This is a genomic window from Pseudomonas japonica (assembly GCF_013522925.1).
Taxonomy (GTDB): Bacteria; Pseudomonadota; Gammaproteobacteria; order Pseudomonadales; family Pseudomonadaceae; genus Aquipseudomonas; species Aquipseudomonas japonica_A.
The window spans coordinates 15,285-37,945 of sequence record NZ_JAAMQU010000025.1 but is presented as its reverse complement, the minus strand read 5'-3'; the positions used below and the strand labels follow the sequence as shown (position 1 = coordinate 37,945).

The window sequence follows — 22,661 nt, the reverse complement described above, 5'->3', positions numbered from 1 at the left end:
AGCAGGGATCGATTTCGAATTTCTGCGTCAACGCCAAGTGGATGGCGATCCGAGCGCCTTGGCCGTTGAGGAATTGATCGCTCGCAGACGAGACCTCGTTGCTGCTCCAGATTGAGCGTCAGACCAGCGGAAGATGCCGAGGCGCTATTGATTTTAACCGGGGGCCGTACCCGTTTGGAACGGCTGTCGTGAACCAAGCCGCAGCGTCCTGATCCTTCGAGTTTCGTTCTTACGCGTTCAGCCCCGTGGCCTACGCGCTTACTTGCAGGGCAAAGTCGCAGCCCTAGATATACCTTTGCGCATGAAGGCTCAAGCTACCGCCGGGTGATCCTTCCCGGATTGCCCAGATAGTTCGGAGAGGTATCGCGTTCCGCTAGGGTGAGCGCAAGGCAGGATGGCATTCACTGGCAACCTGAATCAGCAGAGTTTTAACGTATCCCCATGCCCGACGCCTCCTACCGGCAGCGAAGCCCTACCGTCTTCGTACGCTAGGGCGCCTGCATGTTGTGGACGCTCTCGACGATCGGCGTGGGGCTACGTGAACGATAGACCATCAATGATTCATCTAAGATGACTGCCTGATTGACAGGCATGACTCTCTGTGGAATATTGGCCGCCAGCACCACGAACTCCACACATCAAGGAAATGAACATGGACAATCGCCACGTACCTCAATGCGACAGCGCTCAGTATGAAGCATGGTTTCAGGCTGAAGCGGCATTACGCATGAATGCTCGTCGACTTCCTCAAGGAAAGAGTGCTGACGTCCGTACCTTGGTGGGTGAAGAAATCTGGTTGGCCATCGGAGATCTCGGGAAGCTTTTTGGAAAACATGTGGCCAAAAACGAGGCCTATTTCTCCCTTAAGTTTGATCGTCTGCAAGGTACGCGTTCGTTGTACCTCCGCCGCACAGATGGAGCCTTGTGAAATGGCTTATGACATTCAGCTAACCCTCACCGGCGAATTGGAAGCTTGGGCGCTGTCGCAGGCGGATCCGCGAGCAGCGATTCTTGACGTGTTGGAAGCACATGTCACTAAATCCGCTACCCCGTTCGAGCGCGCAGCGGATATTCTGAAGGAGAAGGTAAAAGCCCTGCCCGATGGCCTTGAGTTCAATATCCAGCAAGTGATTGGTTTTGAAACCTGGCAGGCTTTGGATCGTGAAACCAGGCTAGGCTTAGGGCGTTTCGTTCGAGCCAATCAAGATGCTTTCGGAGTAGAATTCCTTCGCAAGAACTCCTCTAATCACGCTGTCTATCAGCGCGCCGTAAAACTGTGAAGTCAGGGACGTCATGGCCAAAATCATCTGGGATGTGCGGGTTTTAGCGACAACACTGGGCTATGTCTTTCTTCAAAAAATGGCTAAGAATATGAGGGGAGCAGAGGATGCCACAGTAGAGGTGGGAGAGCTTGGTAGAGGAGTTCAGCCTAATTATCAGGTTCGCTTTCCAAATGGGGTAGTGAACCTTTACAGAGGATCTACCCATAGGCCCTTCGCTAAGCCTGAGCCGTTTGAAGTGCAAAATATATCGCGAAAGTTCTCTTTGCGAGAAATTGTTGAATCAGTAGAAATTGCGAAATGCGAAGGATTTCCGTAAGCCGATGCATTTTATGGTCAGCGCTGCTTCCCGCGCCTTGGCACTCAAGGTGGGTCGGTACCTGACATTTATGACGTCTTGCGATCAGGAGACAAATAGTGGCCGAGCTCTTTGAAGGGCGTTTTTATACATATCTCCTCAGCACCGATCCGCTCAGGTCTGCGACCTACTACAAGCATGGTTCGTCCTCTTCGCTGTTTGTAAAAGACGGCCAGCTATACCGGCTCACGAGGCAGGGATGCGGCCATAACTTTATCGCCAGCGAATCGGCCTCAGGCAATCCTTGTGTAACTCGAGTCCTCAGAGATTTCGGCCCGGTTGCTCCATCGGACGAGGATGAGGGGGAGCACTATTGGCTGGCAGAGGTCGAATGGCTTAAGGATGTCAATCCGCAGTCTGCGTCTGCTAAAACGCTAGCGGCGCTGCTTGACGAGCTCACCGAAGGCGAGCCTCAACTTGAGGGAGAACAACTCGAGGAGTTTGGCCGCCGATGTAGCGATTTAGCAATGGCGCATGGAGAGCTAAGTGGGCTACTCACGACACTAGCTCGAATGGCAACGTTCGCTATAGATTGCCAGGCGATGGCGGATATCAAGTTAGACAACATAATGGTTCGACCAAGAACGAACGAGTATGTCTTGGCTGATCCAATTTGCGACCAATACTATCCCCTTGAGAATAGTCAGCTCGTAACGATGACAGAACTCAGATCGAAGATTGAGACTCGATAAAATATTAGCGTCTGACCCACAAAACAGTGCGCAAAGACGCTATATATTTAAGAGAATCCGCTAGGGAGAAAGATCTAAATGCTGAATTTATGACCGCAGCTAGCATTCAGGCACTTATAATTATCAAGGATATGCTCGTCCACCATTTCCCCGGCCTTGGAGCCTCCCGTCCCTCCCGCTGCACTTCCAAGGAGTGCGCCAAGAATGCCGCCGGCAACCGCGCCTACTGTTGCACCCAGTACCGCTCCAACTGGGCCTGCGACGAGCCCAGCATTGCACCTGCTTCTCCGCCCGCTGCGGCACCGCTCGTAGCTCCGGCATAGCCTCCTATCCCGCCGGCCACGGCGCCGGTCATGGTGCCGGCACGCTTTCCATAGTTAAGCTTGTCGATATTTGTCGGTAACCGCCCAGCGAACACATCGCCCTGACAGCGCCTCCGAAGGCCATGATGCCTATATTGCGCACACCTGCAACGAGAGCGGATCGTTGGACTCCCTCCGATACAAGTTGGTGAATCCCCGCCCCATCACAGGCCTCATCAGTGACGGCTCCCTGGCTCTTGGCAGGAACATCACTCAAGAAGAGATCGCCGAACTCTCGCTCGCCGGTTTTTCAGGCATTGCGCCTGCTGAAGAAAGACGGACTGATCCAGGAAGCACCAGACAGAGGTGTATTGGTCGCCCCACTGACCACCGATGACATCAGCTACCTCTATCTGATCCGTGGCACGCTGGACAACCTCGCCGCGAAGATGGCTTCCGAGCATAAATTGCAGGTCGATCCTGCGGTGATCAAACGGGGCCGCAAGGCTTCACAGAGCAGGAACATCAAGGAGATGGCCGACGCGGCCGTGGCGTTCCATGCCGCGTTCTACGATGCCTCCAGCGACCCGCTGATTGCCCAGAGCGCTTAGGTTTACTGGCTACACCTGCGCCGTGCGATGGGTGCCGTTCTGCAGTCGTCTGAGTAGCGCGAGGCGATCTGGAACGAGCATGAAGCCAATGCTGAAGCGATCGATGCCGGCGACGGTGCAGTCGCTGGCGGGCTGACGGACGTGCACCACCCATACAAGTAAAATCTGCTTGAGCGTCTCAACAATCGCCTGGTGGCTTGAGGAAGGGTGCCCGGGTTCAGGCACCTGAATGCCTTACTAGCGCTTGGCCATCGCTGGCCGATTCGGCTTATGATAACGTCCACAAAGCCTTCTACCGCAGTGGCGGGAACATGCTGCGGGCGAGAGGTAAATGCCGGCTTGTCAGACGACCACGTGACCTCATGGCTCATTGGCACTGCAGTTGAGCAGCCACAAGGATTGAGCTCAGAGGTTCACATGGATCAGCAGGTAGCGCTGCGAATGATTGCGGAAAAGGCGTACGACGTTGGGTATGCCGCCAAGCTTCACTTTTCGACTTTCGACATCGTTGAGAAAGCGCCTGGGTGGATCGGCATGGTCTCACTCATCACTGGCGTCCTCTCCCTCTACATCGATGTTTTGGCCGCCAAAAACGTATCAGCCCTTATCACAGTGGTCGGCATCTGCAGCCTTTACATCACGCTCTACTCAGAGACGAAGGGACAGTATTACCAGGCGGGTAGTGCGCTGACCGCTCTGTTTGATAGGTTGAAGGTGCTACATGCCCAATGCAAAGCAGCCACTGGGTTCACGCCTGCTCACCAGCAGGAGTATGACCTCATTACCGAGGCGTTCCGGAGTGCGTGCCTAAACAAGCACATCCTGTTTTCTGGGTGGCTCGCGCACAAGAAATTCTTCTGGGAACAGCAGATCGACTGGATCACCGAGTCTAGGAGGTTTTCCCTGTGGAGGGACAAAGTCCCGTTCTCTTTCTATGTTTTTATTCTCGCAGTTTTGGCTGCCATGGGCGCGGTTTCGTATATCGGCTCCCACCCTGAAATCGTGAATGCCCTGCAAAGGATTTGTACCCATGAGTAAAGAGCTGTTTGAACAGTTTCGGAAGAATCTGGCGGTCAGGAACGCTGATGCGATCTCCAAGAGCTATCGCCAGATCACGGAGAAGCTCAACGGGAAATATTACGGCAGCGACTCTACTAGCCAGCACTGTCGCCAGGTCGGGTCGTACGGGCGCCATACGGCAGTCCATGGCATCAGCGACTTGGACATGGCGTTTGTTCTGCCGTGGTCGGTGTATGACCGGTTTCAAAAGTACGAGAACAATAAGCAGTCCTCGCTGCTTGGCGAGATCCGCCTGGCCCTCAAAGAGCGGTTTCCCAACCATACCGTCCGCGCTCAGCAGCAGGTAGTGTCGGTCGACTTCACGGACTACATCGTCGAAGTCTTACCAGTGTTCCAGCACGATGATGGCAGCTACACCTATCCAGATGCCAACGATGGCGGCAGTTGGAGAACCTGCAATCCGGTCGCAGAGATCGATGAGATCAACAGCCTTAACCAAGACAAGAACCACAACCTCAAGCGCCTCTGCAAAATGGTTCGCGCCTGGAAGAATGACCACGGCGTCCCGCTGAAAGGGATGCTCATCGACACCCTGTGCTACCAGTTCCTCAAAGGCACGACAGACTACGACGAGGAGTCGTACTCCATGTACGGTGAGATGGCGCGGGACTTCTTTGCGTTTATGGTGGATATCGATGAGGACAAGGAACAGTGGCGAGCGCCGGGGAGCGGTTCGATCGTCACAAAGTCGGGGCACTTTCATCCAAAAGCCAAGAAAGCTCTGCGTCGACTGCAGGAGGCTCTGGACGATGCTGACGTTGCCCACGAACGTTGGAGCACGGTCTTTGGTGAACATTTCCCTGAGTACATGGAAGAAGCGAAACAGCAAGCCATCAACGAAGGCCGGGTCAAGAACATGGAGCAGTTCATTGGCCAGAAATTCAGCCTGGATATCCAGTACAACCTGCGCATCGACTGCAGCGTCAAAAACGAAGGGGATCAACTGCGCAATCTGATGTCGAGGGTCATCCGCTACAAAATTCCGAAGGAGCGCGAGCTGACCTTCTGGGTAGCCGAGATTGACGTGCCGCCGCCCTATAAGATCTATTGGAAGGTAAAGAACGTAGGCCCTCAAGCAATTGAGCGAAACATGATCCGTGGAGACATTCGGATGGACAGCGGGCCGCATCAGATCACCGAGCGATCAAGCTTCCAGGGGGATCACTACGTGGAGTGTTTTGCCGTCAAGGAAAACGTTTGCGTGGCCCGCAGTCGAATCGTTGTCCCGATCTAAGCTTACTCTCCCGCTGCGCACCAGACGATCAAGGGCACCCGAGCAATCGGGCACCCTTCGAGCCTCAGCGGTTGACCACCGACTTCGGCATTGCCAAGCAAATGCACGCAGCGAAGACCAACGGTCGAGCGAGCCGGGTGCTCCTAGCTGCTGATTGTGAGCGCCCCGGTAGCCCATAGGCTTTGGAGACGAAGCGGAAATCGGCGTCGAGATTGAGGGTTAGCTCTGGGCTGAGTAGCTTCAGATTATGGCGTGCGACTGGTAGGGAGAGGAGACAGAGGCGGCGGCGCGTCTATCGAGGAGGCGGTGAATCCGTCGCTATGACCTCTCCGTGCCGAGGTATTCCAGAGTGGACAGCATGAGGGCCCGGGTATCGGCAGTCGCTCTATGTTCTCGTCTTTCCGGAAGGCGCCTATAGATCTCACTTGCCGCTTGTGGGCCTACAAAACTTTCTAGACGCAGCAATTCGAACGACGGCTCTATGCCCGCAGCTTCGTAAAGCGTGTCCAGCCAAAGGCCGTCTTGCGGTGAATCAGAGCAGAGCTTAGCGTCGGCGAATCTGATGTTTAACTCGGCTGCGATGGCCTTCGGCTCAACCTCATCCGCGAGCAAGGAATCTCTAGAGATGCGATGCATATCCTAAGCGTCGGACGGTCAGTGCATCCAGTAATACACGGGACGGATTAACACATGGAATTCACCATAGATGGACACCACGGCGATTTCCGTTGGGTAACTGTCGGGAGCGATCCCGGATGCTTCAAAGTCGACAAACCATCGAGGACATTCCAACGCCGGCGCCTCCGGTTTGATCGCGCCTAAGTTACGGGCCTGTCGGTAGCAGGATGGAGAGGTAGCCCGCGTCGCGAACGGTGCGTCCTACCAAAGGCTGGATCCAGTCTTCTTCGTGGTTGCGCATGCCGTACACTTCGCTTCTGATCCTGCTCGCTCCCACTGGCGAAATGAAGCTCCCGATCAAATCGTAATCTACCTCAACTCAGGTTTAATCCGCCGGGGCCCTCAGCTCTCAGCAAGTCTGCCAGTCGATGACCGAGCCTTGAGGAATCCTCACGACTACCTAAGACTGCCACGCCTATACCGTTAGCTTCTTGGAAATTTTGATCTTCAAGAACTGGGACTGCGCCTCCTTTAGGCACCACCAAGAAAACGGCATCTGGTCTCCGACCATTCCAGCGTAGGGAGTCATGGTACAGGTGGGCTGACTCCATGGCATCCAGGACTCCGAAGCGGCTACTCCGGTACTTGGCATCAAGTACAACGAAACGATGCCCAGCAGGCGAATTCATGGTGATTACGATATCGGGGATGCGCCGCCGCGAAAGGCTCTGAAATCCTTTGTACGGTGTTTTATCGACAGCGGGGCAAGGCGCTTGCAGCCAGACATCAAGTGAAAGCTCACCTTTCTTTCCGCGCCACAGTATTCTGTCGACCTTCGCACTGGGCCGCCGTATCCAATCGAAGTCAGGGAATAGCTTTTGAAGCTGCTGAACAACCATTGCGTAGCACCATCTTTCGTATATCTCCCAGGTCGGGCTAATCCATAAAGACTCGCCATCCAGCTGTCCAAGCACGCCGGGCCGTAGGATGAACCAACCGAAACGGTAGGCTCGCGAATAGGCCGGGTGAGATGAAATGGCGTTCAGGCCAGCCGCCGATAGCCTGCGTGCCGATATACCTCGAAAAGGCATCTGATTGTTAACCCGCTCCAGCCTGATCACGAGTGAACGCAGGTAATGCAGACGCCGATTCAGCCTTGGGGCCAATGGAGATCGAGTATCACTGAGGTCTTCCCGCTCGGCCAATACACTCAAGGCCACACTCACCTTTTTACATCGCCGCATGACCTCGGACAAAATGAGACCGACAGCCTGATTGGCAGCGTTGTCCGACTCTTCGTATGCAGATGGCACATCAAATCGAATGGTATTGAGTGCCGGCTTCTCGGACAGGTCAGGGTGCAGCAAAGCTCGGCCACCGGGGCTGCTAAAGCCCTTGCGGATCGTAGTTGCGTCCATTCGCTTGATGGCCTGCGCGCTGACGAGAGCCCTCTCGCGCTGGAGCGTGGTCAGTGGCTTTTTAATAATTTGCTGCAGCCCCGCGACGAACCCATCTCCATACCTGCGCAAGCGGGAATACTGAAGGTGGGGACTCGTAATAGCGCCTTCGGCACCGATAGACACTTGCGCGGCTTCAGAACCGAATAACAGCGCCGGGTCGAAATCAAGGATCTCATTCACCATTGACGCAAATGTATCACTCCCTAATTTTTTCGAATCCGGCGAGACGTCTAGACGATAGATCCCGATACGCTCTTGGTGCTCATTGAGCAGCTCGGCCATTACCTCCCCGGCGAAGAATCCGGGTTTCCATCTCCATGCCGTTTCGCCCTGCCAGGTCACGGTCTCAAGCCGAACATCATCGACATACAAAGCCCACTCTTTTTGGGCAATGAAGTGATAGGTGGACAGTTCAGAGAAGCCGGCAGTGAGGGTGTCTGGCGTGACGTCGAAAAGAGTACCCTCACTACAGACACAGCTGATTGTGGCCATGGTCACCGCCAAAACCGGGTGGATCCCGTATGGCTTAGTTCCTCTGCCATTTCCTCGACTTTGGCAAGGGAGTGCTCGAGATTTTGGTTCTTCAACGTCGCCTTCAAAAGGCTGAACATTTTCTGTATCCGGGGGCTATCTTCCCCCCGAAGCTTCGGCAGTATCCTGGAGTAAACCGCGTGATCCAAGGCCTCTTCAAATTCAATGATTTCACCGATCTGGGTCTGTTGAACGTAACCGAGAATGTCCTGTAGCGTTCGCCATCCGAAATGCAATCGAAGCGGGCGTAGTACGTCCATCAGCTGTCCCATCAAACCTCGAATCGCGTCCACCTGAGCTTGGGCAAGCGCACTTTTATCCCAGCCTGGAAACGCGTTGACATCGATATCCCAAAATTCGATAACCGTCGCCCTATCCAGCACCTTATCGCTAAGGCCATGGGTGGTCTCATCCATGTTCACTGTCCCGATAATCACCAGGTTATCTGGGTACGGGATGCTGTTAGGAACCCCATTCAGGTCTTCTGTCTGACCATGGAGTTCAATGGACTCACCGGTCTCCATCGCGGAGAGCAGTGGGGCTAGGTATTGTTCAGGATGTGAAAGGTTCATCTCATCTAGGACAAGTATGTAGGGCTTCGAAGGATCACTGCTTGCCTGAAGCAGGAAATCTAATACTCCCGTTCGGACATAAGAGTCTGTGTCGAGCGGATTCACATAACCTAGAAGGCTTGAGTAGTCATGCCACCCTGGTTGTACGGGAACGATAAGAAGTCCATCCCCTGGCACCGCCTCTCCCTGCCACATACTTAAGGCATAACCTCGAGCGAGCTGGGTTTTACCCGCACCGCTGAGGCCAGTCAAAACTGCAAAATGACGACGGGTATGGCTCCATAAACCGGCATCCAATTGCGCAATCAGCGCCCTAGGAAACTGGTACTCAGGATCGAAGCCCTCAATGATATTCTTGACCGATGGCCTGTCGACTGAGACAGATTCAGCCGCTGTAGCTGGCTCCCGCGCATCAGGCGATCCTGCACGATCAGCAGCAGGTAATCCCTTGGGCTCCCAGTGAATCTGGGCAACCCAGCGAGCTCCCCTTTCGGTGAGGCTAAGCGTCTTATCAGTGAGGCCCACTAACTGCAGAGAACGCAGCCACCAGATCAGACTGGATGGCGCAAAGTCCTTCGTCCAGCCCGGATTGACTTCTCGAAGCAGGAGGATTGCATCCCGATTGGCCATAGACGAACCGGAAAGCGCGTAGAGCAGATTATCGAAGCCCAGAATCCTAGTCATCATCCAGTCTACGACTTCATCTACATCCCCTGACTCCAGAAATGCCTCACCTCTGGGCGTCAAAATCAATTCATTGCCATGAGCCTTCAGCGCGCCCCATTCAGCAATCAGGGCGTTCAATTGAGTGGCCAACGTGCTCTTTTTGGCAATGGGGCTTACGGACTGAAGGTGCTGCAAAAAGTCTTCGCGGGTACATCCCTCGACGGCGAATTCAATCATGGCCTGGATAGTGGATACACCACCCCTTATCGCTAACATGCCTCGACGCCTGCGCTCGGGTGGCAGCGGATTCAGCACCTCCTTGCCGGTAACCGGATCAGAGATCTCGGTGGCCTCGGCTTCCGCGTTCTGGACATGATTCACATACAGCAGCCAAGGTAACGTAAGCCGTGTGGCCCCCTCTTTGGAGAGTGGCATATCCACGCGGCCAAGAACTTCGTCGAGGCGTTCCAGAACACGTTTGTGCACCCGGTGTCCGGCCTCTCCCTTTGACGAGATACCCATTACAGTCGCGAGTTCGCGTAGCTTTCGAAAGTGAGCGATGGTCGTGAATGCACCCGGGCAAAGCAATGCGAACAGACGATACATCTTCAGCTTTGGCATGCGCTTGGCCAAGCTGGCAACCTCAGGCTTCAAGGTATTCCAAGCGTGAGATATCAGTGACTCTTTTTCGAGCGGGTCACCTGTAGCTGCGTAGCTGACCTTGAGCATCCATAGCTGCTCGGCCACTGATTGGCTTTTAGCGACATTCGAGATATCAACGCTGCCCATTCCCGTGGCGCTTACGGCTTCAGTATTCCACAGTGAAACTTGGAACTGCTCAGTCATAAACTCGGTATGAGAAACGTCCCGAACGATCTCTAGCCACCTCAGTATCTCCGAGATCCAACTCTGATTACCCGCAAGTGTCAACGCACTGCCCAATCTGCTGCACGCCGCTTTAAGCTGATCACCATCCCGCAAATCCACCACAGCCTTCCCTCTATTGATATCCGATGGTCGCCGACAGCAGGCTTAGACACTGCCCCCATAGGAAATTTGATGACGCTGAAATCAACTTCGTCTATAGAGCTATCAGCTATGGGGAGCGTCTCACTTTGAGCACGCTGAGCCAAGCTGGGTTAGCTGGTTGGCTGGAAATCCTGAGAAATGAGGTCTGATGGTATGCACAGCCACCTCCATGCGGGCCCGCAAGGAGCTACTCGCAGTGTGGCTTGGACGCGCCGTACATTTCATCCATCCGGGCGAGTGGTGAGCCCCCCTAGCCCCACGCCACATTCAACCATGATGCCCTTTGCTCAAGCATGGGGATGAAGGAGCGGCTCCAAAACTCAGGCGATACCATTCCGCTGCTCATACCGCCCCTTGCCAAACGGGGTACATATACCTCGGCGCTACTATCTATCGGTCGACCAACCAGCGCCTCATAAGCGCAGCGTATCACCTGCTCCAGGGCGCCCTCCTGTGCCGGTATAGGGACATGGCAGAGCGCTTGGCGCAGCTCGATCCAAAGAAACAGATCACCCCGTAACCCCCACTGTCGGGGCGCCGGATCGAACAGATCCGCTACGCTGGCCCAGACGCGCTCCAGCGGGTAGGTCGCCTGGCGACGCAAAGCGTCATGGACGAGAGGTACCAGCGTCCGCTCCCAAAATACACTGTCTGTCTGCAGGCAAAAGTATTCCGAAAGATCAAACTCACGTTCCGTGGCGCCCGATGCACATAACCCGCTGATAGCGGCGACAAGTAGGTCAAACCGCTCATGTAGGTCACGAACAGAGGCAAAACGCGGTTCAACCACGAGCGACTCTACGATCCTATTGTAGACAAATTGATTTCCATCGTAGGCCCCGAACAGGCTTGTGGTATCGCTGACAACCTTTCTCACTACCCTCGACAGAGATGGCTTTGGAACGCTTAGTAGGTAATCCAAATCCAAGCGCGTCGGGTGCTTTTCAAGCGAGATTTCCTGCGGTGTTTGAAATTTACTCGCCGTCGTGATTGATGGGTCAGCCCCTAATACTAACAGCCTGTGTATGACCGGCGATGGAGCGCCATGCCATGCCGCTTGGTGGAGGGGTGTATAGCCGTTCGGTTGTTTTGAAATATTTACCAGTTCAGGCCTCACTTCAAGTATGGATAACAGGCCATTCCAATCACCGCTGTAAGCCAATTCTGAGACTCGCTGTTGCATGTCTACTCGCTCTGTGGAAAGCCAACACATTCATTTAACGGGGGATGGTAGCGGAAAGCGCTTGGTACCTTGGGCTGTTGATCACCTTGGCTAACGTGCTACCTACCGCCATCATTTATAGCCACGTCTCACAAAGCGTCTCTGCCTGGTTAAGCACTAGCTGTGCGGCTTCTTCGGCCTGATCTGGGGGATATTTATACTTGCGCAGGATCCGACGCACCAATATTCGGAGCTTGGCCCGCACGCTTTCCCGGCTACTCCAGTCGACACTGACGTTAGCCCTTAAGCTGGCAGTCAGCTCATGGGCAATTTTGGCCAGGATCTCATCGCCCAGCTCGCGTACAGAAGCTTCGTTATTGGCCAATGCATCGTAGAACGCAAGCTCGTCATCGTTGAGTCCCAACGCATCACCCCGCTTGCTGGCGGCTGCGAACTTCTTCGCCATCTCGATCAACTCTTCGATGACTTGAGCCGTTTCGATGGAGCGGTTCTGATAGCGTTTAATAACGTTGGCAAGTAGCTCGGAAAACTTCTTTTCCTGCGCAAGGTTGGAGCTATACCGGCTTTTGATCTCACCTTCGAGCAAACGCTCCAGCAACTCGACCGCCAAGTTCTTCTCGGGCAGGTTGCGTACCTCAGCGAGAAACGCGTCGTCGAGCAGGCCAATGTTGGGCTTGTCCAGGCCTACTGCTTCAAAGATGTCCACCACCTCGCCGGAGACCACGGCGTTACCAATGATCTGGCGGATGGCCAACTCGCGCTCTTCGTCGGTCTTTTTCTGCTGACTGACTTCACGCTTGATCAGGATCACCTTGATGGCCTGGAAAAACGCCACCTCCTCGCGAACGGCCTTGGCTTCATCCAGCGTACAGCACAGGGTGAATGCCTTGCTCATGGCCAGCGCGTTATCAGCAAAACGCTTCTTGCCATCTTCCAAGCCCAAGATATGGTTGGCAGCCCCGGCTAGCAACTTGTGTCCGCCGGTGAGGAAATCGCTGCAGTCGAAGCCATGCAACAGGCTGCGCAGGACGTCGAGTTTTTCCTCCAGTACCGAATAGGCCTCATGAGCGTCTACGGTGGGTCGGCCTTTGCCCTTGCTGCCGGTGTATTCCTTGAGCGCGGCTTTTAGCTCATTGGCTATGCCGATGTAGTCCACCACCAGGCCGCCCTGCTTGTCCTTGAATACGCGGTTGACCCGAGCAATGGCCTGCATCAGGTTATGCCCCTTCATGGGCTTGTCCACGTATAGGGTGTGTACACAGGGAGCATCGAACCCGGTCAGCCACATGTCACGAACGATCACCAGCTTGAGCGGATCGAGCGGATCTTTGAAGCGCTTTTCCAGACGCTTCTTGACCTGCCCGGAATAGATGTGAGGACGCAGCAAGGCCTTATCTGAGGCGCTGCCGGTCATGATGACTTTGATTGCGCCTTTCTCGGGATCATCGTCGTGCCATTCTGGTCGTAGGGCGACAATCTCATTGTAAAGGTGAACACAGATCTCTCGGCTCATGGCCACAACCATGGCTTTGCCGGGCATCTGGCCCACGCTCACCATGCCCTGGTTACGCTCTTCAAAATGTTTCACCAGGTCAGCGGCGACACTATGAACACGTGGCTCTGCACCGACCACTTTTTCCAAGGCGGCCCATCGACTTTTTATTCGAGACTGCTGGTCGTCCTCCTCGTCTTCGGCCAGTTCATCGACCTGATCGTCTATCGCGGGAAGCTCATTGTCCTTCAACGACAGTTTGGCCAAGCGCGACTCATAATAAATGGCGACGGTCGCGCCATCTTCAGTCGCCTGCTGCATGTCATAGACATGAATGTATTCACCGAACACCGAACGGGTATCACGGTCTTCGCTAGACACCGGGGTGCCGGTAAACGCCACAAAGGTGGCGTTCGGTAGAGCATCGCGCAGATGCTGGGCATAGCCCACTTGGTAACGGGTTTGGCTCTCGCCGGACTGGGCGCCCTCGGAGGCCTTCAATTCGGCGCCAAAGCCATACTGGGTGCGGTGCGCTTCGTCGGCAATGACCACGATGTTTGAGCGGTCGGACAGCACTGGAAAAGTGTCTTCATCCACACCAGGCATGAATTTCTGGATGGTGGCGAAGACGATGCCGCCACTGGGCCGATTGGCCAGTTTGCTGCGTAAATCACCGCGTGATTCCACCTGAACGGGTTGTTCACGCAGCAGATCCTGGGACAGCGAGAACACACCGAACAACTGACCATCCAGGTCGTTGCGGTCAGTGATAACCACAATGGTCGGGTTTTCCATTGCCGCTTCTTGCATGACCCGGGCGGCAAAACAGGTCATGGTAATGCTCTTGCCAGAGCCTTGGGTATGCCAGACCACCCCACCTTTATGCGTGCCGCCGGGACGCGATGCGCTGACCACCTGCTGGATGGCTGCGCGCACGGCGTGAAACTGGTGATAGCCGGCAATCTTCTTCACCAGGCGACCGTCATCCTCGAATAGCACGAAGTAGCGCAGGTAATCGAGTAGCATGTTCGGAGCTAAGGCACCACGCACCAGAGTCTCTAGTTCGTTGAACTGACCCAGCGGGTCGAGATCCTGGCCATCAATGGTGCGCCAATTCATGAAGCGTTCGGCATCAGCCGACAACGAGCCCATGCGCGCTTCACTGCCATCCGCGATCACCAGGATCTCGTTGTATTGAAACAGATCCGGTATCTGCTCCTTGTAGGTCTGGATCTGGTCGAAGGCTTTGCCCAGGTCAGCCTTAATATCCGCTGGATTCTTCAGCTCCAGCAGCACCAACGGCAGGCCGTTGACGAAGAGGATGATGTCCGGACGCCGCGTATGCTTTGGCCCCTGAATGCTGAACTGATTGATGGCCAGCCAATCGTTGGCCTTTACCTCGACCCAGTCAATCAGGCGGACAAAATCACCACGCGTTTCACCGTCTTTCTGGTACTGCACGGGGACACCACTGACCAACAGGCGATGGAACAGGCGATTGGCCGATAGCTGAACAGGTAGGCCAAGTTCGAGTACCTGCTTGAGCGCATCCTCGCGCGCGGTCACTGGCACCTTCGGATTGAGCTTGGCCATAGCGCTGCGCATCCGCTCGATCAACACTACCTGACGGTAGTGATCACGTTCTGGGCTCTCGCCGTCATAGGCGATAGTTGGGCCGTATAGGTTGTAGCCAACCTCTGCCAGCCAGCCGAGGGTTTCCTGTTCCAATTGGTCTTCGGTCATTCTGCTTCACTTCCTGTGTCAAGTTCTCCGCCAGCTCCGCCTCGAGCTCGGCAATGTTCGGCGGATTGAGCGCAAGGTATCGGCCAAGTCGAGCAACACCTAGTATTCGGAGACGCCGATGGGTTTGTCGACCCGGAGGCGCGTATTGGGCTATCGCGCAGGCTCTGCAAGCGCTCGATGACACATAGCGCAGATTTAGAGCCACGTCAGACCGCCTCCGGCAACATATCTTCGATGGCAACATCTGCTTCGGGCAGGCACAGCTGGCCGGAAATCAGGCGCGGGAGTAGGGTGTCACGGAGCTGGGAGAGGGTTTCGGCTTTCAGACGGTTTGCATAGACCCGCTCAAAAATGGGAGATGCAATATCTGCAAAGGCAATAGACAAGGAATCATCTGCAATTGCCAAGCGAAGCTTTAATACTTGATCGGGCTTGACTCGCTGGTGGCTATTGGATGTTCCCGTAACCAATTGACACAATTGCTGCTGAAACTCACCCGAGCTAAAAAAGCAGTAAATCAGCTCTTTACTGCAGCTAGCCTTGGGTGAATAGGCGAGGAATTCAGTTGAGCAAACCGCATTTTGTCCATGCTTAACTGGCAGCCAGACCCTCGGGATATGGGGGTTTAATTTCGATAGCAGTACAACTTCCTCTGGCAGAGGTGTCTTGTTGCTCTTGATTAACTCGCCGCGCTCAATCACTGGGGACTGACCGTTATCAAAGGCGGGCAAACTGTAGTGCTCGAACCATTTATTCGGTGATACCAGAGGGTTCACCGAACCCTTTTTCTGAACTGCAATGTCAGCCACACAAGCAACGCTCCACCCCTTCGGTATCAACCCTAGTTCTGACTCTTCAAAACTCTCCGGAAATAGCGCTGCAATAGCCGCATCCATGCCTTTCGGATTAAGGCCTTCAGCCTTGGCGCGCACTGGATCAAAATCAACAAACCAGGATTTGAACAGCGCTTGGGCGATGGCTTCCAAGGTGGTATTGGTTTCGCGTAGCTGGGTGATGCGGTCGTCGAGGGCTGATAGGAGTTCAGCGATTTCATCCTGCTTACTTTTGGGCGGAAGAGGAATTGGAAGCTCGTTAAGAATTGTCTTGGTCAGAAATTTTGTCGCCGTGCCTACTGAAAGCTCCTTCAGATGCCCAACCAAGTCAGAAATCACATAATACATATACTTACAGCTGACCAGTTCTGGATCGAGCGGCTCGATAACGTAAGTGCGTTGATAGGCGTTGAATTTTCCGCTGTAATACTTAGTTGAGAAGACGCCGCTTGCGTTATTCCCAGCAAGAATCACGGCCTCAGTATCAAATGCAAACGTGTTTATCTCTGATGTCGTAGGGGAGCACGTGAAGAACGGATAGATCCCTCCCTTTTCGGCAGCATTTGAATCCAGCTTTCCTGTTTTAAGGCTGACAACACTTTCTAATCGATGAAAAACCCAATCAGAACTCATAACCCAGCCCTCCGAGCTTCTGCCGGATCAACTGATCGAGCTCTGAGCCTTTAGCCATCTGCTCACCAAACAGCGCCGTGAGGTTTTGCATCTTATCGGCGAAGGCTTCATCGTTGTCCTCGAAGGACTCCGCTCCGACATATCGGCCTGGGGTCAACACGTGGCCATGTCCGGCGATTTCCGCGAGCGGCACGCTGCGGCAGAAGCCTGGAATGTCGGAGTATTCGGCGATCTCGCCACCGACATCCAGCGGTACCCCGCGCCAATTTGCCACAGTCTGAGCAATACGTTCGATCTCGCTATCGAGCAGCTCGATCTGTGCCCGGCTAACGCTGGTGCCCTGCTTGCGCGCGTCTATAAACAGCACCTCGCGAGGACGGGCAACTTTCTGCTTGGCCAAAAACCACAGGCAGGCAGGAATCTGCGTGTTGAAAAATAGCTGACCCGGCAAGGCGACCATTACTTCGACGATATCCGCTTCGACCATGGCCTTGCGGATGTCCCCTTCAGTGTTCTGACTGGAACTCATTGAGCCGTTCGCCAGGACAATTCCGGCACGACCACTGGACTTGAGGTGGAACAGCATGTGTTGCAGCCAAGCATAGTTAGCGTTGCCATGCGGCGGCGTGCCATACACCCAGCGCGGATCACCTTCGAGGCTGCCGTGCCACCAGTCACTTACATTGAACGGAGGGTTGGCCAGCACAAAATCAGCTCGTAAATCGCTATGCTGATTACGCAGAAAGCTGTCAGCCGGCTCCTTGCCCAAGTTAAAATCAATGCCCCGGATGGCCAGGTTCATAGCCGCCAGGCGCCAGGTGGTAGGGTTGGATTCCTGACCATAGATGGAGACGTCACCAAGTTTGCCGCCATGGGCTTCGATGAATTTTTCCGACTGCACAAACATGCCGCCAGAACCGCAGCAAGGATCGTAGACTTTGCCGTGGTGTGGGTTGAGCACTGCGACTAGGGTTTTGACGATGCTGGCCGGCGTATAGAACTGTCCGCCTTTTTTACCCTCGGCACTGGCGAACTGGCCGAGGAAGTATTCGTACACTTGGCCGAGCAAGTCACGGGCGACGTTGGCGTCGCCACCAAACCCAATGGTCGAGATCAGGTCGACCAACTCGCCGAGCTTGCCATCCGGCAACTGGGCGCGAGCATAGCGCTTGTCGAGGATGTTCTTCAGCGAAGAGTTTTCCGCTTCGATGGCGGCCAGGGCCTCGTCGATGCGCTTGCCGATGTCGACCTGCTTGGCGGCGGCGCGCAGCGATTCCCAGCGGGCCGCTTCCGGTACCCAGAACACGTTAACTTCTTTGTAATAGTCGCGCTCTTCCAGTTCCCCTGCTAGGTATTCGGGATCGTCGCTGCCCAGGTAGTAATCATCTGTGGCGTCGGCAAAGCGGCGCTCCAGCTCGGCACGGCGGCCGGCAAAGCTGTCAGAGATGTACTTGAGGAAGATCAAGCCGAGGACGATGTGCTTGTACTCGGCGGCGTCCATGTTGGCCCGCAGCTTATCGGCGGTGGCCCACAGGGTCTTTTCTAGGTCTTGTAGCGTGCTGGTGGTAACGCTAGTGGTGGCTTTGCGGCCCCGTTTCTTTTCTGGCACTTCCGGCTTTGCTTCAGCGGGCTCGCTCGCCCAGAGGCGCGCACGAGTCTCAGCAAGCGCTTTCTCGGCATGGCTCGACAGCTGGCCAGCCTTTTTTTGATCCGTCATCAAGAAATCCTATCAAGAACGCGGCGTACATTCGCCCATTAACCCGCTCCGTAGAAACGGAATAGATGGCCTCATGATAGCGAAGCTGACACATCCCGTCAGTGGCCTTCCAGCGACTTTCCGCCCTAAGCCAGTAGCTCCGGCTGCCCGAAACACCCGATGAGAAATAGACCTTGTAGGCCCTCCTCAGGTGGTAAAAATGCCGGCTGCGAAGGGCTTCTCTAGCTACCTAAAAAACGTGTCGCCATTTTCGACGTAGCGGTGCAAAACCGGTTTTTTTAGCATGAGCGCTCCAACCCTCAGGAGCGAATCCAAATGAGCCAGAAGCAATCCCCCAACCGTCCCACTCAAGACCGTGTGCGGCAGAATGATCGCGCCGATGCGCTGAATAACAACGGTGGCACGAGCGGTACCAATCCGACCAATGCTCACGTACACGGGAATCGTGGCAAGCAACTCAACCCCAACCAGCAGTAAGCATCGAGGGCCTTCGAGGAACGATTCATGGACAAAGTATTCACGTCCCCCACGCTTGGCGAGGTGGTGAGATACATAGTGACCGCGTCAGGCGTGATGGCTCGTAAGGCCCGCGATCGAGAAGACGACACGGAATTCGATGAGGGAGACGCCAAGTCCTATCAGAAAAGTATGGAGCGCCTTGCGGCGGAAGAGTGCCATTTACAAAAAGTATTCGAGGAGATCACTCGGCTACATTCCAAAGCGCTCTCCCGTTACATTCAATGCCCATTAAGGGGGCGCCAAATTAACGATTTACTTAATGATCTTTTTGACTCCTATAGCGAAATGATCAAGCTGTACGGTACCTACATGACGAAGCTGGAGACGGCTCGCTATTACCTCACGACCTACGCTGTAGACGTGGGGGTGCGATCGGTTGCGTGGGCATGGTTGAAAGGATTTGGCTATTTTGAAAACCGTCCACAGCCTCCAGATTTGTTTTGGTACCTACCGGAGCTTTCAGAGACAGGCTTCCAAATGCCTTTCGACCGCGTGCTTGATTGGGCCTATGCCTGTTGCGGGCAAACGCTCGCAACGTTTCATCACCCCATCGGCATCGAAGACCCAATCGGTCAGTTACAACGCAACGAGCGTGCTGCCAGGAGCTGGAGGCGAGGTAGCAAACGCCCACCAGCATTGCCGACGCTGGTCAAAAATTTGAAGCAGTCCTTCCAGGCTCAAGCCGACGCGGGTCAACCAGTGCCTACCGAGCTGCAATCTCAGATCATTACCACCGCAACAATTGCAAGAATCGCTACGTGTATCGCGCTGGACATCCAGGACGCCTATGGGGCCGACTATCTTCAAGATATCGTGTCCCAGATACGACTCTATGCAACCTGGATACGTGAGGAGCTCAATGAGTACGTATCGAATTTTGAGCAAGAATTTTCCAAGGTCAGGACGGAAGGTGGCCGACTCGAGGCGTTCTCAGCCGAGGAGGAGCTGAAACGCAAGGTGTCTCTCAATACTCTTATGGCTCCCGACTTCTGGGCCTTTTTCAACGCTAAGCGGGATACTGCCAAGGCGGTCTTATACGATCATATAGCGCCCGATGGAGGCATCGATCCAAGGGTTGTTGCCTATCTCGACCGTAAATACGGCACATACGCAGCGAGGGTCTTGCTTGATGTGATTACGCGGTGGAAGCTCGATGACAAGCCAGCACAGTTCGATGAATACATGGAAAAAGCCTTGCAGACGAAGGACAATCCTAAGACAACCTTGGCCGACGTCGATCGGCTAAGCGAACGTATGCATAAGGCTAACGTCGCCGAACGCCTCCCATGGATGCTTCACTGGATACGCGGGGTAGTGCTCTACCGCGCAGCAGACTACAAAGGTGCCGCTCCCCACTATGTGAAAGCGTTTAAAGACGCACGGTACTCCGCCGGCTCCAAACAGTATCTGTTAGTAAATCAATATCTAGAGGTCATGGCCAAGACCAGAAAATGGCTAGCTTTCAAACAAGGGGCGCAATGGGCATGTTACCTAGGGCTACCTGTGCGCTGGTTACGGGACAAGGAGCCAACGGACGAAAATATCCGCAACGCGTACGGTATCCTTGGGCTCGCGAAGGTGCATTACGTGGATTTATGAGTTGGCCGGGTGACCTCCGCGAGCCCAGTCGCGAAGCTCCCCACTGGCAGGCCGCCTAACATGCTTGCTTGCTCGAGGCTGCGCACGGCTGATCCTGGGCACGTTGCGCCGTTTCATCTGCAGGGGATTATCAGATGCTGCTGCCAGATTTTGAAAAGCTCTTTCATGCCGCGATCCAGATTACCAGCTTCCCAGAGGTTATGACGGCCTTGGCACCCATCACTGAAGGCAAATCCGGCGCCTATGGCGGCGTGCCTGACGTTGTGGTCAGAAAAGACAGGATCGCCATCTGCGCTGGCGGTGACCTGTATGTGATGATTGGAGAGCGCAAGGCCACTGAGCTGCTCATCAAGACCATGCTCGCCCTTGACCCCAGTGGTAAGGACGCGAGATTTCATGTCTTTCGTGAGGCTGCTACACAGCTGTGGCATGCGAAACGATACCTGCTGACATACGAGTACCAGAAGGCCAACCTAGCCGAGCTCGCTAAGAGTCCCGAATTGGGACATCGCGCAGTAGCCAACCTGGACAGAATCGCAATAGTGAACGGTGAATCACCGCAGAGCGAGGAATGGCGCGCACTACTCAACGGCGGATTTCAGGAGATGTTCAATATCGTGATGAGTCATGGCGAACACGCTAACGAACTTCGTCGCTATTCACCAGTTAGAGGATTCATTACAGAGGAACAACGGGGACAAATCTATGCGAGCATCATGGGGCGCCCGCTACCACCTTCACCTGATATGTCGAAACTGACGTAGGGCCGGTATTGATGCCAGTAGGTGTTTCGGAATATCGCCCTGGACTGCGGCCTTCAACGCCCCGGAGGCGTGGTGCCTCTGAAGCCACGAGTGGTGGCCCACAGCTGAGATGGGCTAAGCCAGTCCTCTTCACGTGAGTGCATATCGCAATCCTTGGTGCGTTGATGCTTTCAGCTAATCCAGAGGGGCTTCCAGGTCAATGGACACGAAGGGTAGGCCGATCACATGCATGCTAACCCTGCCAGGGTGCCTATTATTCGCGGACTCAGTCGCCGTGACACGAGCTAGTCGCGATGCCATAGATCGCGGTGAGGAGCAACTCCTGAGGTGGCCCTTCAGTATGGCCAGCACGAGGCCAATGCTGATTTGGTCAGCCGCGTGAGAGATAAAGGGGGCTGGTAGTACGGGCATACAGCACTGCCTGAACACCGACTGGCGTCATTCCAAAATCAGGTGACCGAGTAAAGCTAGGTGTTATCGGCTGAGGTTTCGGGGCGTCTCCACGGCCGCCCACATTCATGGTGTCTGGCTCCTAAGGAATCGATACCCAAGTGGCGCACTCACGGCGATCTAGGAGCCCATTTTGCCGGCACGCTGGTTACGCACCATGACCAATGTGGGGTCATTGGTCTCTAGCCTGAAGCTGTCAGTATGTGTATGTGTGCACACGACGCTTGCAGATGCTAATCCCTGATACTCCCCCAGTTCACTTAAACGGATTGATGTCCCAATGGCGCCAAGTGTTCGAGCCTAAAACTCTCCGCGAATCGTCCTTGACCATCCGCAGGAAATTGCGCGAGTTCTCGAAGTTACCTGTCAAGCAGCCAGAGGTAAACTGGTGGCAATTATCGAGTAGAAAGTTATAGCTACGACCCTTGCCTACCATAGCAAGAGCTCGATCCGCGACCTGCTGGCTGCCTACGGCGCCCTCATCTAGTGCTGAAACGTAGATGCTGACGCCTGTTCCGCCGTCTAAGAAACCTTTAGGCGTGGTGAATTCGATGATCCCGTCCCCGGTCAGGTGGACGATTCTGTTATCCCCAACATAGATTCCGCTGTGTTCCATATAGCCAAAAGCCAGGTCGCAATAGACCACACTGCCTATCCTCGGCTTAACCGAGTCTCTACAGGCGTCGACTATACCCTCGATAACGTTGAGTAGCGGCATCGCGAAAAGCTGCCAAACCATGAGTCCACATCCCCTTTAACTGGTATAAAGCTGCCATCAACGGATCCAACCGTCTGATCGGCTACAAGTTAACGGCTTCGCTTGGATTATCTTGAGCTCGACCTTGGAGGCGGATTGATTTTGGGACGATGGAGTAATAGCGGCGAGGTGAGCCCGGTCAATGGCAGCCAAAGCCCTCACGTGAGGAGGGTCGCAAGAGGGAGGTCGACTTCGAACAGCGCCTCGCCGAGCCACGTGATGAGGTCAAGGACGTGGTGGCCCAGACATCCTTCTACAGGTTCGACCTCTGAAACCTGAGCATGCAGAGGCAGAAGCACCAGCTGCTGGGGACGTGGAATAGCTAATTTCCTCCGACCACCTGAGAATCCGAGCGTACCAAGCGAATTACCGCCATCGAGGATCATGAACCTATTAGTGACGTGGCAGCGTTTCTGAGCAGAAGGTATCGAGCCGGTTGGCGACAGCGCAGTTTGACTATGGCGAACGCAGCTACCAAACCAGCCCCTGAGCCTAGCGTACCTGGTTCCATCCCGGGCTAGCGTTGTCTGGGTCGTGG

17 protein-coding genes are annotated in these 22,661 nt (G+C 54.7%); 10 read left to right on the top strand and 7 right to left on the bottom strand.

Going from position 1 to position 22,661, the window contains the following annotated elements; genetic code table 11:
• The first annotated feature begins 652 nt into the window (after positions 1 to 652).
• The 7 genes from G7016_RS24225 to G7016_RS24195 all read left to right on the top strand — a co-directional run bounded on the left by G7016_RS24225 (position 653) and on the right by G7016_RS24195 (position 5,557).
• A complete protein-coding gene (locus G7016_RS24225) occupies positions 653 to 928 on the top strand; it encodes a hypothetical protein (RefSeq protein ID WP_181118332.1) in 276 nt (91 codons plus the stop codon).
• Position 929: 1 nt separating this feature from the next.
• Positions 930 to 1,280: a DUF1413 domain-containing protein gene (locus tag G7016_RS24220; protein ID WP_181118331.1), complete on the top strand. Its 351-nt coding sequence runs from the start codon at positions 930 to 932 to the stop codon at positions 1,278 to 1,280.
• A 13-nt stretch (positions 1,281 to 1,293) separates the two neighbouring features.
• Positions 1,294 to 1,599 (top strand): hypothetical protein, encoded by a 306-nt coding sequence (locus tag G7016_RS24215; RefSeq protein ID WP_181118330.1) that lies wholly within the window; start codon positions 1,294 to 1,296, stop codon positions 1,597 to 1,599.
• A 98-nt stretch (positions 1,600 to 1,697) separates the two neighbouring features.
• Positions 1,698 to 2,330 (top strand): hypothetical protein, encoded by a 633-nt coding sequence (locus G7016_RS24210; RefSeq protein ID WP_181118329.1) that lies wholly within the window; start codon positions 1,698 to 1,700, stop codon positions 2,328 to 2,330.
• A 541-nt stretch (positions 2,331 to 2,871) separates the two neighbouring features.
• Positions 2,872 to 3,243 carry a GntR family transcriptional regulator gene (locus G7016_RS24205; RefSeq protein WP_181118328.1) on the top strand — a complete coding sequence of 124 codons (372 nt, stop codon included), beginning with the start codon at positions 2,872 to 2,874 and terminating at the stop codon, positions 3,241 to 3,243.
• Positions 3,244 to 3,660: 417 nt separating this feature from the next.
• Entirely contained in the window at positions 3,661 to 4,281 is a 621-nt protein-coding gene (locus G7016_RS24200; protein ID WP_181118327.1) for an SLATT domain-containing protein, read from the top strand.
• Positions 4,274 to 5,557 (top strand): SMODS domain-containing nucleotidyltransferase, encoded by a 1,284-nt coding sequence (locus tag G7016_RS24195; RefSeq protein WP_181118326.1) that lies wholly within the window; start codon positions 4,274 to 4,276, stop codon positions 5,555 to 5,557. The genes G7016_RS24200 and G7016_RS24195 overlap by 8 nt, the downstream gene beginning before the upstream one ends.
• A gap of 992 nt (positions 5,558 to 6,549) precedes the next feature.
• Here the strand turns inward: G7016_RS24195 and G7016_RS24190 are convergent.
• The 6 genes from G7016_RS24190 to G7016_RS24165 all read right to left on the bottom strand — a co-directional run bounded on the left by G7016_RS24190 (position 6,550) and on the right by G7016_RS24165 (position 18,034).
• Positions 6,550 to 8,127: a nuclease domain-containing protein gene (locus tag G7016_RS24190; protein WP_181118325.1), complete on the bottom strand. Its 1,578-nt coding sequence runs from the start codon at positions 8,125 to 8,127 to the stop codon at positions 6,550 to 6,552.
• Positions 8,128 to 8,129: 2 nt separating this feature from the next.
• Positions 8,130 to 10,391, bottom strand: a complete 2,262-nt coding sequence (locus tag G7016_RS24185) for an McrB family protein (RefSeq protein WP_181118324.1) — start codon at positions 10,389 to 10,391, stop codon at positions 8,130 to 8,132.
• Between the two features lie 292 nt (positions 10,392 to 10,683).
• Positions 10,684 to 11,616, bottom strand: a complete 933-nt coding sequence (locus tag G7016_RS24180) for an ankyrin repeat domain-containing protein (protein WP_181118323.1) — start codon at positions 11,614 to 11,616, stop codon at positions 10,684 to 10,686.
• Between the two features lie 115 nt (positions 11,617 to 11,731).
• Positions 11,732 to 14,851: a type I restriction endonuclease subunit R gene (locus G7016_RS24175; RefSeq protein WP_181118322.1), complete on the bottom strand. Its 3,120-nt coding sequence runs from the start codon at positions 14,849 to 14,851 to the stop codon at positions 11,732 to 11,734.
• A gap of 206 nt (positions 14,852 to 15,057) precedes the next feature.
• The gene (locus G7016_RS24170; protein ID WP_181118321.1) at positions 15,058 to 16,317 is read right to left on the bottom strand and encodes a restriction endonuclease subunit S; all 1,260 of its coding nucleotides are present in this window, start codon (positions 16,315 to 16,317) and stop codon (positions 15,058 to 15,060) included.
• Entirely contained in the window at positions 16,307 to 18,034 is a 1,728-nt protein-coding gene (locus tag G7016_RS24165) for a class I SAM-dependent DNA methyltransferase (protein WP_181118320.1), read from the bottom strand. Before G7016_RS24165 ends, G7016_RS24170 begins: the two co-directional genes overlap by 11 nt.
• Positions 18,035 to 18,349: 315 nt before the next feature.
• Here G7016_RS24165 and G7016_RS24160 point away from each other — a divergent pair, with 315 nt between their 5' ends.
• The 3 genes from G7016_RS24160 to G7016_RS24150 all read left to right on the top strand — a co-directional run bounded on the left by G7016_RS24160 (position 18,350) and on the right by G7016_RS24150 (position 20,916).
• The gene (locus tag G7016_RS24160) at positions 18,350 to 18,511 is read left to right on the top strand and encodes a hypothetical protein (protein WP_181118319.1); all 162 of its coding nucleotides are present in this window, start codon (positions 18,350 to 18,352) and stop codon (positions 18,509 to 18,511) included.
• Between the two features lie 27 nt (positions 18,512 to 18,538).
• Positions 18,539 to 20,152 (top strand): hypothetical protein, encoded by a 1,614-nt coding sequence (locus G7016_RS24155; RefSeq protein ID WP_181118318.1) that lies wholly within the window; start codon positions 18,539 to 18,541, stop codon positions 20,150 to 20,152.
• A 134-nt stretch (positions 20,153 to 20,286) separates the two neighbouring features.
• On the top strand, positions 20,287 to 20,916 hold the full coding sequence (locus G7016_RS24150) for a hypothetical protein (protein ID WP_181118317.1): 630 nt from the start codon (positions 20,287 to 20,289) through the stop codon (positions 20,914 to 20,916).
• Positions 20,917 to 21,622: 706 nt separating this feature from the next.
• Here the strand turns inward: G7016_RS24150 and G7016_RS24145 are convergent.
• Positions 21,623 to 22,105, bottom strand: coding sequence for a hypothetical protein (locus G7016_RS24145; protein ID WP_181118316.1), 483 nt, complete (start codon positions 22,103 to 22,105; stop codon positions 21,623 to 21,625).
• Between the last annotated feature and the right edge of the window lie 556 nt (positions 22,106 to 22,661).